At 56.4% G+C, this 16,603-nt stretch carries 17 protein-coding genes; 10 read left to right on the forward strand and 7 right to left on the reverse strand.

Going from position 1 to position 16,603, the window contains the following annotated elements; all coding sequences use genetic code 11:
- Positions 1–20: 20 nt before the first annotated feature.
- From R3F64_RS11785 to R3F64_RS11800, 4 genes are all read left to right on the forward strand, one after another.
- Complete coding sequence (locus R3F64_RS11785) at positions 21–1,220, forward strand: O-succinylhomoserine sulfhydrylase (protein ID WP_199285243.1); 1,200 nt, start codon at positions 21–23, stop codon at positions 1,218–1,220.
- 191 nt (positions 1,221–1,411) lie between these two features.
- On the forward strand, positions 1,412–1,957 hold the full coding sequence (locus R3F64_RS11790; RefSeq protein ID WP_199285244.1) for a cytochrome b: 546 nt from the start codon (positions 1,412–1,414) through the stop codon (positions 1,955–1,957).
- Between the two features lie 80 nt (positions 1,958–2,037).
- On the forward strand, positions 2,038–2,622 hold the full coding sequence (locus R3F64_RS11795; RefSeq protein ID WP_085919322.1) for a YceI family protein: 585 nt from the start codon (positions 2,038–2,040) through the stop codon (positions 2,620–2,622).
- A gap of 140 nt (positions 2,623–2,762) precedes the next feature.
- Positions 2,763–4,052, forward strand: coding sequence for an MATE family efflux transporter (locus R3F64_RS11800; protein ID WP_085919386.1), 1,290 nt, complete (start codon positions 2,763–2,765; stop codon positions 4,050–4,052).
- On the opposite strand, the gene R3F64_RS11805 is transcribed toward R3F64_RS11800, so the two are convergent.
- The 4 genes from R3F64_RS11805 to R3F64_RS11820 all read right to left on the reverse strand — a co-directional run bounded on the left by R3F64_RS11805 (position 4,039) and on the right by R3F64_RS11820 (position 8,081).
- Positions 4,039–5,529: an NCS2 family permease gene (locus R3F64_RS11805; protein WP_199285245.1), complete on the reverse strand. Its 1,491-nt coding sequence runs from the start codon at positions 5,527–5,529 to the stop codon at positions 4,039–4,041. The two genes, R3F64_RS11800 and R3F64_RS11805, sit on opposite strands and share 14 nt — an antisense overlap.
- Positions 5,530–5,613: 84 nt before the next feature.
- Entirely contained in the window at positions 5,614–6,804 is a 1,191-nt protein-coding gene (locus tag R3F64_RS11810) for an amino acid aminotransferase (RefSeq protein ID WP_085919324.1), read from the reverse strand.
- Positions 6,805–7,143, reverse strand: a complete 339-nt coding sequence (locus tag R3F64_RS11815; RefSeq protein ID WP_085919325.1) for a 4a-hydroxytetrahydrobiopterin dehydratase — start codon at positions 7,141–7,143, stop codon at positions 6,805–6,807.
- Positions 7,144–7,184: 41 nt separating this feature from the next.
- Positions 7,185–8,081 carry a GGDEF domain-containing protein gene (locus R3F64_RS11820; protein WP_085919326.1) on the reverse strand — a complete coding sequence of 299 codons (897 nt, stop codon included), beginning with the start codon at positions 8,079–8,081 and terminating at the stop codon, positions 7,185–7,187.
- Positions 8,082–8,375: 294 nt separating this feature from the next.
- Here R3F64_RS11820 and cobA point away from each other — a divergent pair, with 294 nt between their 5' ends.
- The 4 genes from cobA to dcd all read left to right on the forward strand — a co-directional run bounded on the left by cobA (position 8,376) and on the right by dcd (position 11,985).
- The gene (gene cobA, locus R3F64_RS11825; protein ID WP_199285246.1) at positions 8,376–9,182 is read left to right on the forward strand and encodes a uroporphyrinogen-III C-methyltransferase; all 807 of its coding nucleotides are present in this window, start codon (positions 8,376–8,378) and stop codon (positions 9,180–9,182) included.
- Positions 9,183–9,343: 161 nt separating this feature from the next.
- Positions 9,344–10,462: a kinesin gene (locus R3F64_RS11830; protein WP_199285247.1), complete on the forward strand. Its 1,119-nt coding sequence runs from the start codon at positions 9,344–9,346 to the stop codon at positions 10,460–10,462.
- A 144-nt stretch (positions 10,463–10,606) separates the two neighbouring features.
- Positions 10,607–11,407, forward strand: a complete 801-nt coding sequence (gene apbC / locus R3F64_RS11835; protein WP_085919329.1) for an iron-sulfur cluster carrier protein ApbC — start codon at positions 10,607–10,609, stop codon at positions 11,405–11,407.
- Positions 11,408–11,418: 11 nt separating this feature from the next.
- On the forward strand, positions 11,419–11,985 hold the full coding sequence (gene dcd / locus R3F64_RS11840; protein WP_066315332.1) for a dCTP deaminase: 567 nt from the start codon (positions 11,419–11,421) through the stop codon (positions 11,983–11,985).
- A gap of 72 nt (positions 11,986–12,057) precedes the next feature.
- Here the strand turns inward: dcd and purN are convergent, their stop codons facing one another.
- Both purN and purM read right to left on the reverse strand, forming a co-directional pair.
- Positions 12,058–12,792, reverse strand: a complete 735-nt coding sequence (gene purN, locus R3F64_RS11845) for a phosphoribosylglycinamide formyltransferase (RefSeq protein WP_199285248.1) — start codon at positions 12,790–12,792, stop codon at positions 12,058–12,060.
- Positions 12,789–13,862 carry a phosphoribosylformylglycinamidine cyclo-ligase gene (purM, locus tag R3F64_RS11850; protein WP_085919331.1) on the reverse strand — a complete coding sequence of 358 codons (1,074 nt, stop codon included), beginning with the start codon at positions 13,860–13,862 and terminating at the stop codon, positions 12,789–12,791. Before purM ends, purN begins: the two co-directional genes overlap by 4 nt.
- 195 nt (positions 13,863–14,057) lie before the next feature.
- On the opposite strand from purM, the gene R3F64_RS11855 reads away from it, so the two are divergent.
- A complete protein-coding gene (locus R3F64_RS11855) occupies positions 14,058–15,155 on the forward strand; it encodes an AI-2E family transporter (RefSeq protein WP_199285249.1) in 1,098 nt (365 codons plus the stop codon).
- Entirely contained in the window at positions 15,152–15,856 is a 705-nt protein-coding gene (gene hda / locus R3F64_RS11860) for a DnaA regulatory inactivator Hda (RefSeq protein ID WP_085919333.1), read from the forward strand. The genes R3F64_RS11855 and hda overlap by 4 nt, the downstream gene beginning before the upstream one ends.
- Positions 15,857–15,977: 121 nt before the next feature.
- Here the strand turns inward: hda and R3F64_RS11865 are convergent, their stop codons facing one another.
- Complete coding sequence (locus tag R3F64_RS11865; RefSeq protein ID WP_332611631.1) at positions 15,978–16,352, reverse strand: phasin family protein; 375 nt, start codon at positions 16,350–16,352, stop codon at positions 15,978–15,980.
- Positions 16,353–16,603: the final 251 nt, after the last annotated feature.

A 16,603-nucleotide genomic window follows, 5' to 3' on the forward strand; every position in this document is an offset into this window, starting at 1 on the left:
TTTGAACAAGAGACTAGCCCATGCAAGATGACAGCCAGCAAGACGCGTGGTCGCTGGAAACGCTAGCGATTCGGGCGGGACACGAGCGTACCTTTGAGCAGGAACACGCGGAGCCGATTTTTCCCACGTCCAGCTTCGTGTATGACAGCGCCGCTGAAGCAGCGCGCAAGTTTGGTGGTCACGAGGCCGGCAACGTTTATTCCCGCTTCACCAACCCGACCGTTCATACCTTTGAGCGCCGGTTAGCGGCGCTGGAAGGCGGCGAACGCTGCGTGGCCACCAGTTCGGGAATGTCCGCTATCCTGTCAACGGTGCTGGCGCTGCTATCGGCAGGCGATGAAATCGTCGCTTCGCGTTCATTGTTTGGCTCCACGGTGAGCCTGTTCGATAAATATTTCGGCAAGTTCGGTATTACCACCCGCTATGTGGAGCTCTCCGATTTGGCGGCGTGGGAAGCGGCGATCACCCCCAATACGCGCTTGCTGTTTGCTGAAACGCCGTCGAACCCGCTGTCTGAAGTAGCCGATATCGCCGCGCTGTCAGCGTTGGCTAAACGCCATGATGTCTGGCTCGCGATTGATAACTGCTTCTTAACGCCGGCACTTCAGCAGCCCATCGCACTGGGGGCTGACCTGGTGATTCACTCTGCAACCAAGTACCTCGATGGGCAGGGGCGTGCGGTAGGCGGTGCCGTGGTGGGTAAGCACGACGTGCTGGAAGAGGTGTTCGGGGTCGTACGCACCTGTGGCCCGTGCATGAGTCCGTTCAACGCCTGGATATTTACCAAAGGATTGGAAACGCTCTCGCTGCGTATGAAGGCTCACTGTGAACAGGCACAAGCCCTTGCCGAGTGGCTTGATGCCCATCCAGCGGTCAATAAGGTCTTCTATAGCGGCTTGGTCGACCATCCGCAGCATGAGCTCGCCAAACAGCAGCAGGACGGCTTTGGCGCGGTGCTTGGGTTCGAGGTCCTCTACGGCCAGGAGGGCGCTTGGCAGGTGATCGATGCGACCCGCATGCTGTCGATTACCGGCAACCTGGGAGATGTCAAAACGACCATCACGCATCCTGCCACGACCACGCATGGTCGCTTGAGCGATGAGCAAAGAGCGGCCGCCGGTATTTCACCGGGGCTGGTGCGCGTTGCCGTCGGGCTGGAAAACCAGCGAGATATTCAAAATGACCTCGCCAGAGGGTTAGACGCCTTGCTGGCGGGGTAGTCGTCTGCCAGAAAGTGATCTGAAACCGGCCCATGGCCGGTTTTTTTAGCCCGTCTTGATTGTGTAAAGGCGCTGTCCAACGTTTTTTACGAATGGTGTGTTCTGCTTTTTTCAGCGGTTTACAATCCATTTTGCCGCTATCATCACTTTCACATCACGCCCAAAGAGGGCGTCCAAGAAAGGATTATTCGATGTGGGGAAATACGAAGGCTGGCTGGGGCGTCATCAGTATTATGCTGCACTGGCTAAGCGCTATCACGATTGTCGGGCTCTTTGCCCTGGGCTGGTGGATGACCGGATTGGGGTATTATGATCCTTGGTATAATCTGGGCCCCTGGGTACACCGCTCGATTGGCATTTTGCTTTTCGCCGCTACCCTGGCGCGTATCGTCTGGCGGTGGTCGCAGCCTACGCCCCGCGGCCATGGAAGCCGACTTGCCATTCTGCTGGCGCACCTGGGTCACGTCATGCTGTATGTAACGCTGCTTGTGGTCATGACCACGGGGTATTTGATCTCCACCGCCGATGGGAGTGGTATTAGTGTATTTGGCTGGTTTGTCGTGCCTGCGTTGGTGCAGGGGCTGCCACAGCAGTCGCTGATCGCCGGAGATCTGCATTGGTACAGTGCCTGGGGGTTGACGTTGCTGGCCGCGGGGCATTCACTGGCGGCCTTCAAGCACCACTTTCATGACCGATACGACACCTTACGGCGTATGTTGAAACCCGCATCGCGTTGACGCATCAGGCTTTCCCTGTCGGGATAGCTTCAAGGAGCACCTTTCAAAACGGTGCTTTTCATCGAGAAAGGAGTTGCAGCATGTTGAAGAAGACCTTACTGACCACGGCAGTCGCCGCCGCAGGACTTGTCACGCTTGGCCAGGCCCAGGCTGCTGACTACACCATCGACACTGAAGGGCAGCATGCCTTTGTACAGTTCAAAATCAGCCACCTGGGCTATTCCTACATCCTGGGTAGCTTTGAAGACTTTTCGGGTGAGTTCAGCTACGACGCCGATGATCTCGATGCATCATCCGTCGACATGGAAGTCCAGGTAAGCAGCCTGAACACTAACCATGGGGAACGTGACCGTCACATTTTGAGCAGCGATTTCCTCAACGCAGACGAGTATCCCACGGCCACCTTCACCTCGACAGGCTTCGAGTCGACCGGTGACAATGAGGGTGTGGTGACCGGCGATCTGACCCTTCACGGTCAAACCCAGGAAATTGAAATGCCCGTCACGCTGATGGGTGAAGGCGAGGACCCCTGGGGTGGCTATCGTGCTGGCTTTGAAGGCAGCACCATGATCACGTTGGGCGATTTTGGTATTGATATGAGCGATTTCCCCGAAGCGATGCATGAGCTAGAGCTTTATGTGACCTTCGAAGGTATTCGCCAGTAATTCAGCGCTTCTAAAAGCGCCACCACGCCTTCGGGGGTGGTGGCGTTTTTTGCGTTTATTCAACAGGAGTATAGGTGTTGGCGGCTAGCACTCAGCAAACGGCAGGATTGGGCAAAACCCTGTGGCGGCAAACCTGGCCGATGGCGATTGGGGTACTGTCGCTACTTGGGTTCCAATTGGTTGATAGTGCCTTTATTGCCCGCTTGGGCACGGTCCCGCTGGCGGCCCAATCGTTCACCTTTCCGCTTTCGTTTCTGATCATCGGGATTCAGGTGGGCATGGGGATCGCCATCGCGGCGTTGATTTCTCGTGCGCTGGGGGCTGGCGAGAAGGACCGTGCCAAGCGGTTGAGCAGTCTGGTGTTGATGGCGGGTGGCGCCGTGATTGCTTGTCTGGGCATGTTGCTGTGGGCTTTTCAGATACCTATATTCAGTTTGTTAGGTGCCGAAAGCAACACCTTTGGGTATTTGCGCAGCTATTGGCCACCGCAGCTTCTGGCAGCCTGGTTGGGGGCGCTGCTTTATTTTGTTTACAGCGTTTTTCGTGCCCATGGCGATACCCGTTTGCCAGGAAAAATGATGGTGATCACCAGTCTGATCAACCTGGCTCTGGATCCCGTGCTGATCTTTGGCGTGGGGCCGTGGCCAGGTTGGGGGCTGCCCGGTGCCGCCTGGGCGACGGCGATTGCCTTTGGCATTGGTTTACTGGTCACCGGGGGGCGTTTGTGGAAACGCGGCTGGGCCGCGCGAGAAGGTCTATGGCAAGAAGGACGGCAGTCTTGGCGCCCTTTCATGGGTATCGCCGCACCGGCCATGGTGAGCCAGCTCATGCCCCCCCTGGCCGCCATGTTGGCCATTTCGGTGGTGGCGGGCCTGGGCGAGAGTCAAGTCGCTGCCTGGGGGTTGGCAAGTCGGCTGGAAACGCTGTCGTTAATGGTGATTTTAGCCATGACGATGTCGTTGCCGCCCTGGCTGGGGCGTTGCTATGGGGCCGGTGATTGGGACCAGATCCATCGTCTCCTGCGCCTGGCACTGGGTGTTGCGGTGGTCTGGCAGTTAACCCTGGGTATATTGCTGGCGCTGGGTGCCCCCTGGCTTGGCATGGCGCTGGCAGGCAACCCTGACGTACAGGATGAACTGGTACTGTTGATTCGTTTCCTGCTGCCCAGCTACGCGGCACTCGGTGTCTGCATGTTGGTGGTCTCGGCGGGCAATGCGCTGGGGTGGCCATTACGTGCGATGCTACTGTCTGCCGCGCGCCTTTTTGTGTGCTACTTACCCTGCCTGTGGTTGGGTGAACAGCTGGCCGGATGGTGGGGATTGGCCGCCGGAGCGGCCTTGGGTAATGTGTTCGCCGGATTAGTAGCCTGGCTGCTGCTGAGACGTATTCTGTCACGTCCTCATCGGCAGGCGGGGGTTAACGCGGGTTAGAGGTTGTTGGCTTTTCTTGAAATGCAAAGTAGCCGAACAATAGCGCCATCGCCAGATAGCCCATGCTGAAACTGGGCGCGGCATTGATGCCCAACTCTGCTGCGTGCATCAAACCAACAAACGAGAACGCTGCCGCGATCAGGGCAAAGATCGCTGCCCGCCGAAACTGATGATCGATCACGGAAACCGTCATGGCTCCCAGGAAAATGGCCATGAACATGGCGCCCTGACCGGTGGCCACAATGGCGGTGGAAATATCGCTGACGATGTCTTCAGCACCGCGGTTAAAGCGTGTCATCACGTAGTTGGCAAAGTAGGGCAGCATGGCTAGCGCGACCGCGGGATAGTAACGGCTGTCGTTGGACTGAAACGCCGTGGCGATCATGGAAATGCCCACAAAGACCAGAATAGGGGCGACCACCGAGACAGGGATGATCGCCGAAATCATGGCGATTAATCCAAACATGGTGGCGATGGCGTAAACAGCTCCGTTTAACAGGCTATAGCCACGTCCGGCCCCCATCCACTTCGCCCCAACGGTGGCAATATACACCGTGGTGGGGAAGACGCCGCCAAACAGTGCGCCCAGCATGGTGCCCACGCCATCGACCGCCTGGCATTCACGTACGTCGTACTTGTCACCGGCGGCTTCCATGGCCTCGACGTTGTTCATGGTCTCAATGGCGTTATACAGCGTAATCGGCAACACCACGGTCAGAATGGCGAGCATTCCGGTGGCCAGCAGCCCCAGGCCCTCCCACCAGGCCAGGTTGGGCAGCAGTGGGTAAAAGCCAAGGTGGGTAAAGGCGTCGCTGAAGCGTTCACCACCCGCATCGCCAATCAAGTAGGCCATCGCTGTGCCCAGGATGATCGCGAATAGCGAAGTGGGAATTTTCAGGGGCATGCTGACCCGGGCAAGCAAGCCGACAATAATGATGGCCAGCACCAGCAAGCCAATCACCGGCATTTCCAGCGTTTTGAACAACATTTCACCGGCAATAAAGGTCAGCGCCACACCGGCAACGGCACCGAGCATGGCAGCTCGTGGGAGATGATATTGCACCCAGCGGCCGACCAGGCTGATGGCGGCTTCAATGGCTCCGCTGATAAAGCACGCGGCCACAGCCACTTGCCAGGCGAGGGTGACATCTCCCGTCAGTTCCTTGGCGGGCAGTAGAACGCCGAACAGAAACACAAACATGACCGGCGTGGAGATGCCGTAGGACAAGGCGGTAACATCCGAGCGCTGCTCTTTGCGGGCTAACCGTGAGGCACTCCAGGCGTAATAGAAATTGCCGACCATCACGGCAACCGCCGCGCCGGGCAGCACTTGTCCATAGACGATGGAGGCAGGAAAACCCATGCCAAGCATGGTGATGGCAATGATGACAAAGTTCGCAATGTTGTTCTGGAACAAAGCGAAGAATGCGTCGGTGTCTTCTTTTTTGTACCACGGGTAGTGATGTTGCGTTGCCATGAATGCCTCTGGTTTATGGGATGGTAGAGCTAAACAAAAATGCCCAGGCAGGCCTGGGCATTGGAACGCGCTTTGCCAGCGTGTCTAGTCGTTAACCGCGGCGATCGCCTTCGCCAGGTAGGGCAGGTTTTCCTGGGAGAAGCCGGCCACGTTGGCGCGACCCGAGCGCACCATATAGATACCAAACTCGTCGCGCAGTCGGTCGACCTGTTCCGGTGTGAGGCCGGTGTAGGAGAACATGCCGCGCTGCTCGGCAACACATGCATACTTCTCATCCAGCCCGTAGGGTTTCAGGGCTTCGACGAAATCGCGACGCAGGGTGTTGATGCGGTCGCGCATTTCGGTCAGTTCCTCGCGCCACATGGCGGAGAGTTCAGCGTCATGAAGAATCTCGCTGACAATGGCGCCGCCGTGTGCAGGCGGGTTGGAGTAGTTTTCCCGCGCGACAATGGCGACCTGCGAGCGGATGTTTTCCATCTGCTCGGCATCTTTAGCCACCATGATCAAGCAGCCGGTCCGCTCACAGTAAATGCCGAAGTTTTTCGAGCAGGAGCTGGTGATGATGACCTCGTCCAGCTGCTCGGCAAATAGCCGAACGCCGTAGGCATCTTCGTCCAGGCCTTCCCCGAACCCTTGATAGGCAAAGTCGATGAGCGGCAGTAACTGGCGCTCTTTAACCACCTCGAGCACTTGTTGCCACTGGGACTTTGAAAGGTCGAACCCGGTTGGGTTATGGCAGCAGGCGTGAAGTACGACCACATCGCCTTCAGGGATCTTCTTCAGCGCTCCCAGCATGCCGTCAAAGTCGAGACGGTTATCAGGGTCGACATAGGGATACTTGTGCAACTCAATGCCCGCGGCGGTAAAAATACCGTGGTGGTTGGGCCAGGTGGGGTCGCTCACCCAAATGCCCCTGTCGGGCAATTGAGTGGCAATGAAGTCGGCCGCTAAACGCAGTGCCCCAGTACCCCCAGGCGACTGGGTGGCACTGGCACGATTGGCTTCCAGCACCGGCGAGCTGGCACCCAGTACCATTGGTAGCACAACACCGCCGTAAGCGGGTGCGCCGTGGGAACCAATATAGGTCTTGGTGGTTTCATTGCTGAGCAGGCGAGCCTCGGCCTCTTTAACCGCACGCATTACCGGCGTATTGCCGTGCGCATCGCGGTAAACGCCAACGCCTAAGTCGACTTTCTGAGGATTGGTGTCTTTTTTGAAAGCTTCGATTAGCCCAAGAATGGCGTCTCCAGGGACTCGCTCAATATGCTCAAACATTTATTCGGCTACCTCGTCGGTTCTAGCGGCAAGAATGAAATCATTTTGGTGCAGACCATCAATCGCGTGGCTCCACCAGGTGACCGTGGTTTTCCCGTACTCGGTGGTGATCACAGGATGGTGGCCTGCCTGTTCGGCCAGTTCGCCCACGCGCTGTGTGAACGCCAGCGCATTGACAAAATCACGAAACGTGAAGCTGCGTGACAGCTTCATAATGCCATCGTGATCGACAATTCGCCACTCGGGGAGAGTCTTTAGCTGGCTTTCGCACTCGCTGCGCGTCATGGGCCGTGCGTCGCCGCTGCAGGGTTCACAATGTTGTTGGGCCAGTGACGTCATTTGGCTACCTCCTAAATAAGGATGATGAATGGCTTGCTCTTTCAGGATAGAAGGCAGACGCAGTCACGACCAACATCTTTGGCACTATAAAGTGCCTGATCCGCGCGCTCGATCAGGCTCGCTATGGGTTCACCACAGCGATACTCAGCAACGCCGATGCTGAGCGTGACCTTCCCGACGCCCATGCCGAAATCATGTTCAGCAATTTGATGGCGTAACCGGTCAGCCAACTGATGGCATTGTTTGACCGGGGTTAGCGGCAAGAGGGCCATGAACTCTTCACCCCCCAGTCGGGCTATCATGTCTTCGCTGCGCAGCAGTGATTGAGCCAGGGTGGCCAGTCGTTTGAGGACTTCATCGCCGTGGAGATGCCCCCAACGGTCATTGATATATTTAAAGTGGTCGATGTCGAGCATCATGATGGATAGCGGGGTGCCGTGCCGCGAGCTTAGCGATGCCAGGTTAGTCAAGTGGACCATTAGTTTGCGTCGGTTAGGCAGGCTGGTCAGTGGGTCGGTGTCGCACAGCTTGCGTAGCCGCTGTTCTTCGCTGACCTGGTCACTGATGTCCATCATGATGCCATGCCAACGAACACCATTTGGCATGGGTTCAGGGGTGGCGCTGACGCCAATCCACTTAGCTTTATGTCCGGGTGGCGCAAGGCGGAACCGAGTGGCTAATGGCAGCATTCCCCGGGCTGAGCGTTCAATGGCTGACATCAGTTTCGGATAATCCGCGCCGGTCAACGTCTCGAGCGCCGTATTGGCATCCTCTGCCAGTTGGTCGCGATCAATCGGCGCTGACGTCACTCCGGCACCTTCCATGAACGGCATGGACATATGGCCGTCGTGGTGGCGGAAGAACTGGAAGACGACGCCTGGAATCTGACTGATAAGTTGCTCGGCGTTGAGCGATAAGGGGATATCATTCACGGACATGCGTGAATCTCCGAAGCTGTACCATTGGAAAGCGGTGCCATCAAAAACAATCGGCTAGGATAGCCTTAAAAACGTAATTAGAATGTAAGCCATTTCCTACAATTCGATACATTTACATATTTTTTTGCTATATCTAAAAAAATATTAAGACTAAAAAGGTATATAATACGTTGGTTTAACGTTGCTGATGGCATATGTGAGCAAAAAGCATTACGTTTGTGCATATAAAATATTCTTTTTATTCCGATGAGGTGTGTTTTGTCGCACAGCACGTCTATACAGGATGGCGCTTGCATGAAGGGGCGCGTCAGTTTGGTGGGGGCCGGGCCAGGGGATCCTGAGTTACTGACGCTCAAGGCGTTTAAGCGCTTGCAGAATGCCGATGTGGTGTTGCACGACCGCCTGGTTAGCGATGAGATCCTGGCGCTACTGCCGTCAACGGTTAGGCAGTTTTATGTGGGCAAGGCTCGCTCGTCGCACAGTGTCCCCCAGGAGGGTATCAACCAGGCGCTGGTGGACTGGGCCCGGGCAGGGAATCGCGTGGTTCGACTCAAGGGAGGTGACCCGTTTATTTTTGGCCGTGGAGGGGAAGAGCTTGAAACCTTGATAGCTGCTGGCGTCCCTGTTGAGGTGATACCGGGTATCACGGCGGCGTCGGGTTGTGCGGCCTATGCCGGTATTCCGCTGACCCACCGCGACCATGCGCAATCGGTGCGCTTTGTCACCGGCCATCTCAAAAACGGTGAGTGTGATCTGGATTGGCAGACATTGGCACGCCCGGGCCAGACACTGGTGTTTTATATGGGGCTGGGCAGTGTGGATGTCATCTGCGAAGCGCTGGTCACCCACGGCATGGCGGGAGATACGCCGCTGGCGCTGATTGAGCAAGGTACGACTCAACAGCAACAAACCCATATTGGCACCTTGCAGGCGCTGCCTGATGCTTTCTATTCAGGCTATATAAAGCCTCCGACCTTGTTGATTGTCGGTCATGTAGTGTCATTGAATGCACAGCTGGCATGGTTCGACGTGGATCAGACCGATGCCAAGGGGTTTCGTCACGGTAAGCATCCAACGCCACCCACCGGTTCAGGCGGCTAGCGTTAAACAATCAACGCTAGTGTCTTATCGTCAGAGTGGCTAGATACTCTAAGCTGTGTATGCTGGTAGCTAGCAGGCTGATAATTATCACTGTCTGCTGCCTAATGCGCAGCCAACACCGGTACGCGTAACGCGCAGCGAATACCAAAGGGAGAGGCGACATGTCAGACGAGCAGCAAACCGATCAAAAGCCGACCAATAGCAAGCCAGATATGAAGACACTGTTCCGCGATAATCGCGTGAAGGGGATTGCGGGTATCGCCGCGATCGCAGTGATCTGGGCCATCATGGCGCAGTCAAATGTCGGCACCAGCCGGGACCGCGTTGCGGCGCTGGAAGAGCAGGTGGCAAACGTTGAGGAAGAAAATACATCGCTGACTCAGCAGCTCAACGAAGTTGACGATGCCGAAGCAGATCTGTCGGCGTTGCAGGAGGAAATGAATGCGCTTGAAAACCAGCAGTCCGAAGAGCAACAGGCCCTGGAAAACCTCCAGCAGCAAGTGAGTGACACGCGTTCTGAACTTGAGTCACTGCAGGAAGAGCGCGACGCCCTGCAAACTAACGTTGACGAACTGAACCAACAGGTAAGCGACGCTGAAAGCGAGCTGACAACGCTGCGCGAAGAGCGTGATCAGGTACAGCAGGCCAGTGAGGAAGCTGACCAGGCACGTCAACAAGCCGAAGAGGCTCGTCAGAGTGCTGAAAATGCGCGCCAAGAGGCAGAAGAAGCCCGGCAGGAAGCGGCCAGTGAACGTCAGCAGGCGGTTGAAGAGCGTGACGCCGCAAGAGAAACGCTGGATGACGTCAACACCCAGATCGAGCAGGCGAATGAGCGCTTGTCCAGCCTTCAAGACGACATCGCCAACGCCGAAGCGGAGCGAGCTGAGGTTCAGCAGGCGCGTGACAGCGCTGCCAGCGAGCGCGATGCACTGCAAGAAGAGGTCGATTCGCTGAAAGCGCTGCGTGAAGAAGAAGAGAATAGCCTGAACGATGTTCGCAGTGAAATGGAAGATGTCATGGTCGCCATCGAAATGGGCCGCGAGGAACTGGCCAAGATTGAAGACCAGGTGTCCACCCGTGAAGAGCAGCTGGAACGCTTGGAAACACAGTTGAATGAGTGGCGTGATGAGCTCTCCACGCTGGATTCGCGTACCGGTAATGCGGCCAACGATGCCGGTGAAAGCACCAGTCAGGGGGGTAGCGAAGAAGGCGACAGCCAGAGCAGCGAAGAGGCACCCTCTGGCAGCGAAAGTGGTAATCAGGAAGATGAAGCTGGCTAAGCACTCTTTCGAAATGTCTTAGTCTGGATGAGCGGGTGCTGATACGTCAGCACCCGTTCTTTTGGGTGCTGGTTTATGATTTGGTCCGCGAGGAGTATGATTCCAGCACTTGTTGATTCAACGCCAGACGAGGAGTCTGTCTAAATGGAAGGCGTAAAACATATCATCGCTGTGGCCTCGGGTAAGGGTGGCGTCGGCAAATCTACGGTTACCGTTAACCTGGCGCTGGCGTTATCCGCCCAGGGCTATCGTGTGGGCGTTCTGGATGCGGATATCTATGGCCCCAGTCAGGCGCAAATGCTTGGGGTTGCCGAGGGTGTTCGGCCGCAGGCAGCGGGTGAAGATAAATTCCTGCCGCTTGAGGCCCATGGGCTGCAAGCCATGTCGATGGCGTTCATGGTCAACACACGTGAAGCCATGGTCTGGCGCGGGCCGATGGTGGTGGGGGCTTTCCAGCAGATGCTTAATCAAACCCAGTGGGATAACCTGGATTTTCTACTTATCGACATGCCGCCCGGTACTGGTGACATTCAGTTGACCCTGGCCCAGAAAGTCGCCGTTTCCGGGGCTGTGATTGTGACCACACCGCAAGATATCGCCCTGCTGGACGCGCGGAAAGGCATCGAGATGTTCCGCAAGGTGAATGTGCCTGTATTGGGCGTGGTTGAAAACATGAGTCTTTACCATTGCGAAAAGTGCGGCCATGAAGCGCCGATATTCGGTGCTGGCGGTGGTGACCGTATTGCCGAAGAGTATGAAACCGAGGTATTGGGTCGTTTGCCGTTAACCCTGTCGATTCGTGAGCTTACCGATTCAGGTCGCCCAAGCGTTGTTTCGGAGCCGGAGGGATCGGTCAGCCAAACGTTTGCCGCGATTGCCACACGAGTGGCGCAGAGCGTGGATGGCCAGAATAAAGAAAGTCCCACTATTTCCTTCAGCGAGTGACGACGTAACCAATGAGCATCAAGTCCGATAAATGGATCCGGCGCATGGCAGAAAGCGATGCCATGATTGAGCCTTTTGAAGCGGGGCAGGTCCGTTATATTAACGATCAGCGGGTTATTTCCTACGGCACATCCAGCTATGGCTATGATGTCCGGTGCTCGGATGAATTCAAGGTCTTTACCAATATTCATTCGGCGATCGTGGACCCCAAAGCGTTTGATGATAAAAGCTTTGTTGATGTAAAGGGCGATGTCTGCATTATTCCGCCCAACTCCTTTGCGCTGGCGCGGACGGTGGAGTATTTCCGTATCCCGCGCAATGTGTTGACGATATGCCTGGGTAAATCGACCTATGCCCGCTGCGGAATCATCGTCAACGTCACGCCTCTTGAGCCGGAATGGGAAGGTCACGTCACGCTGGAATTTTCGAACACAACCAATCTGCCGGCTAAAATTTACGCTCACGAAGGCGTTGCGCAGATGCTGTTCCTGGAATCTGACGAAGTGTGCGAAACCTCCTACAAGGATCGTGGCGGCAAGTACATGGGCCAGCGTGGTGTGACGTTACCGCGTACCTGAATAAATGCCTGTCTGCTAAGTAAAAAGCCGAGCGGTATTGGCCGCTCGGCTTTTTTTGTGTGCCGGCTTGGCCTAGACGGACTCGTCGAGCTCTTCGGCCGCATCGTCGTGGGACAGTCGCATGCCATGGAGGGACAGGGGGTGGCCGTCCATGGTAGCCCCTTCACCGCTGTATTGAAGGCGTCCCTGTAAAAACCATTGTACGGCGATGGGCAGGATCAGATGCTCACGGGCCTGGACTTTCTGCTTCAGCGATTCAACGTTATCGTCGGTGGCGACATTGAGTTCGGCCTGTAACACTACCGGCCCGCCATCCAGTTCCTCGGTAACGAAATGAACGCTGCAACCGTGCTGCTTCACCCCGTCCGCCAGCGCGCGAGCGTGGGTGTTGAGCCCCTGGTAAGCGGGTAACAGCGAGGGATGGATATTCAGCATCCGGCCCAGAAAGCGCTGCACAAAGCGCGGTGTCAAAATACGCATGAAACCGGCCAGCACGATGGCGTCGGGCTCATGGCGTTCAATCACCTTGATCAGTGCCCCGTCGTAGGCCTCACGACTATCGTACTCCCGGTGCGGTAGCGCAACAGCATCGATACCGGCGTCACGGGCGCGTTTTAGGCCATAGGCATCGGCCTCGTTGGATATAACGGCCACAATCTCGCCACCCAGGCGGTCGTGTGACTGCGCCTCGATAAGCGCTTGCAGGTTGCTGCCACTACCAGAAATCAACACGACCACGCGGGGTGGCGTAGTGGGCTCTGGGGTCATGTCCGTCAAGGTGTCGCTGTTATAGTCGGTGCTGCTCATGCCGGCAAATTCTCCAACACCACGGCATCCTGCTTGCGTGGTTCAATCTGTCCCAGTCGGTACACGGTTTCGCCTTGGGCTTCGAGGTGGCGCATGGTCTGGCTGGCCTCGGCTTCAGGGACGACGACGACCATACCGATACCGCAGTTCAGAACCCGGTACATTTCGGTGTCGGTGACATTCCCCTGGGTTTGAAGCCAGTCAAATACCGCTGGCCGCGTCCACGCCTGGGTATCGATGCGTGCTGCAAGCGAATCGGGGAGTACGCGGGGGATATTCTCGAGCAGCCCGCCACCGGTGATGTGTGAAAGCGCATGAACCGATAGGTCGGTCTCCCGTAGCAGGGAAAGCAGTGCCTTTACATAAATGCGCGTCGGTGCCATCAGGGCATCGCCCAGAGCAACACCGTCGATCTGGGTGTCCAGCGGCGCGTTACCGTGCTCGATAATCTTGCGAATCAGCGAGTAGCCGTTTGAGTGAGGTCCGGATGAGGCCAGGCCGAGCAAAACGTCGCCTTCCGCCACGCGGCTGCCATCGAGAATCTCGCTTTTTTCGACGACACCAACGCAGAATCCGGCCAGGTCGTAGTCATCACCTTCGTACATGCCCGGCATCTCGGCGGTTTCACCACCAACAAGGGCGCAGCCTGCCTGCTCGCAGCCAGCACCGATACCGGTGACCACGTCCGCCGCGATATCGACATTTAATTTACCCGTGGCATAGTAGTCGAGGAATAACAAGGGCTCGGCACCGGCAACGATAAGATCGTTGACGCACATGGCCACCAGGTCAATACCGATGGTGTCGTGTTTGCCGAGTGTCATGGCGAGACGCAGCTTGGTACCCACGCCGTCGGTGCCTGAGACCAGTACCGGCTGCTGATACCCTTGAGGTAACTCGCAAAGGGCGCCGAATCCGCCGAGCCCGCCCATGACTTCAGGGCGCGTCGTGCGCTTGGCAACGTGCTTGATGCGATCGACCAGCGCATTGCCAGCATCGATATCAACGCCTGCGTCTTTATAACTGAGTGACGGTCCCGATGAGGCGTGCGAAGAAGAGGTGTCGGTCATGACAGGTCCTATGGAGCAAAGTACGGTGCGATAGTGGCTGGCGTACGTCGCCAGAGCCGGGCAATAATTGAACGGGATTGTAACACCCGGTGGCAAGGCTCGCATCGGCTCGCGTATGACGTTAACAAAAGCAGGCGGTTTTTCTTTATATCCGGCATAGTAGGCTATCGTGACAGTGGCCATCAAAGGAGTTATATGCGCAATTCATGGTGGGGGATCCTGCTATTAGTCCTGGTGTTCGGGCTGTTGTATTTACTGGATGCCGTATTAATGCCGTTTATTGCCGGTATCATCCTGGCGTATCTGGCGGACCCGCTGGCTAATCACTTCCAGCGTTGGGGAATGAACCGTGCGGTGGCGGTCAGCAGTGTTTTCTGTGTGCTGCTGCTGGTGCTGGTTGTCAGCCTGCTGATCATCATCCCGCTCGTGATTCAGCAGTTGAAACAGTTAAGTGACGCCGTGCCGGGTATCTTTGCCTGGGGGGAAAACACCCTGGCGCCGAAGGTGTTCGAGTGGACCGGTTATGATCTGCGTTCTGAACTGGTCAATGTACGCGAGACGCTGGTCGAGAATTGGCGCGATGCCGGTGGCTACCTGGCCCAGGCACTCGGCCAGATAGGTCGCTCCGGGATGGCCTTCATATCCTGGGTCACTTACGTGGCGCTGATCCCTGTCGTGACGTTTTACCTGCTACTGGACTGGGATCGTCTTATCACCAATATTGCCAATCTGATTCCTCGTCAATGGGCGGATGATGTTAGCCGTCTGGTTGGCCGCTGTGATGAAGTATTGGCGTCGTTCTTGCGTGGACAGCTGCTGGTCATGCTTTGCCTGGGCATCATCTATGCGAGCGGGTTGACCCTGATCGGGCTGGACTTTGGCTTGTTGATCGGTGTGGTTTCCGGCCTGGTGAGCATCGTGCCGTTTCTTGGCTTTATCCTGGGGTTGTGTGTGGCGCTGATTGTCGCGCTATTCCAGTTTGGCACCTGGTGGGGGCTTTTGGGTGTTGTCGCCGTGTTTACGATTGGCCAGGTGGCGGAAAGCGTGGTGTTACAACCTAAGCTGTTAGGCGACAAGATAGGCCTTCACCCGGTCGCGGTTATTTTTGCAGTGCTGGCGGGAGGTAACTTATTCGGCCTGACGGGGGTGCTGCTGGCATTGCCGGCGGCGGCGGTCATCATGGTGCTGCTACGCGAGGCCAGGGACCGTTACATCAACAGTGATCTGTATAACGATGACGATCAAAACGCCCAAGAGGTGCCCGCGATCGGCGATGAGAGGGAGTCTTCATGAGCCAGGTGCCGGCGCAGCTGCCCCTCGGGGTGGGTTTGCGCGACGACGCTACGTTTCATAACTATTACGCTGGCGAGGTCAATGCGGCATTGCTTGATCGCCTTCAGCAGCAGTGGGCGCAAGCCGGCGAGGATTTTATTTATCTCTGGGGCCTGCCGGGGTCAGGGCGCAGCCATTTATTGCAGGCTGCCTGCCATGCCGCTTCCGATCGAGACAAGCGGGCCCTTTACCTGCCGTTGGCCGAGTTAGGTCATTTTCCACCATTGATGCTGGAAGATATTGAACGGCTCGACCTGGTCTGTATAGATGATCTGGAGCAGGTGATAGGCCGGAAGCGCTGGGAGGAAGCGCTTTTTCATGCCTTCAATCGCCTGCGCGATGCCGGCAAGCATCTCGTGATTGCCGCCAATGCGCCGCCCCGCCAGTTGCAGGTGGTGTTACCTGACCTGGCATCGCGGTTGACGTGGGGCACGGTGTTCCACCTGCATCCTTTGAATGACGATGACCGTCTGGCCGCGCTGAAGCTGAGGGCCCATGCCCGCGGGATGCAATTGCCCGACGACGTAGGCCGCTATATTCTTCATCGCGGGCCACGCGAACTTGGCGCGCTTTGTCGAGCGCTGGAAACGCTGGATCAAGCGTCGCTGTCCGCCCAGCGTAAATTGACCATCCCGTTTGTGAAGTCCGCACTGGGCTGGTAATGCTGGTCGGCTAATAAGGCCACGGCCATAAAAAAAGCCACCAGCGGTGGCTGGCGGCTCATCAATCATCGTCTACTTACTGCGCATGACATTCGGTCATGCGAGTGACCCGTTATTCCAATCAGGCCGATTTACCCATCTTGCTGGCCGCTGTCTGTGCCTGCTTGATGTTGTCTTCAGTAATCTTCTGACTTTTCTGAACGAAGTCCTGCTGTAGAGAAACCACGTTATCAGCATCGCTTTTGAGGCGCTCTGCCACTTCTTTGGCGACTTTCTGCTGGTTTTCCATGTAGCTGCGTAGTTCCTCGGCGTCTTTCACGCTCATCAGCTTGCGTGCCTGGGCAAGACTGGTATCTACGTAGGCTTTCTGCGCATCAAGTTGCGCATTGAAAAGCTTTTCTGTCATGTCGACACTCAGCGCAGCGTAAGCGCGTGCTGGGGCCATGAAGAAATTATCGAACTGCTGTGTCCATTCGTTGGTGTTGAAAGTACTCATAATCAAAAATCTCCTGTTTAGCGGTGCTAACGCGTTTCGATGAAATGGGTAGCAGCGCCAGACGAAGTGTCGTCCTGTGGTGCTTTCCCTGATGTTCTGCGATGCAGCATAGCAGGCGTTTTTGTGCAGTGCAACATGGTTGGATAATAAAGCTGATGCCAGATCGCTTGAGTTTTATACTGCGGCCACTAGGCTAGAAATGACGCCGTTTCACGATTGCCCGTCGGTAAATTATCGTACCGACGTTTATC

The organism is Halomonas sp. 5021 (assembly GCF_036663435.1).
Taxonomy (GTDB): Bacteria; Pseudomonadota; Gammaproteobacteria; order Pseudomonadales; family Halomonadaceae; genus Vreelandella; species Vreelandella janggokensis.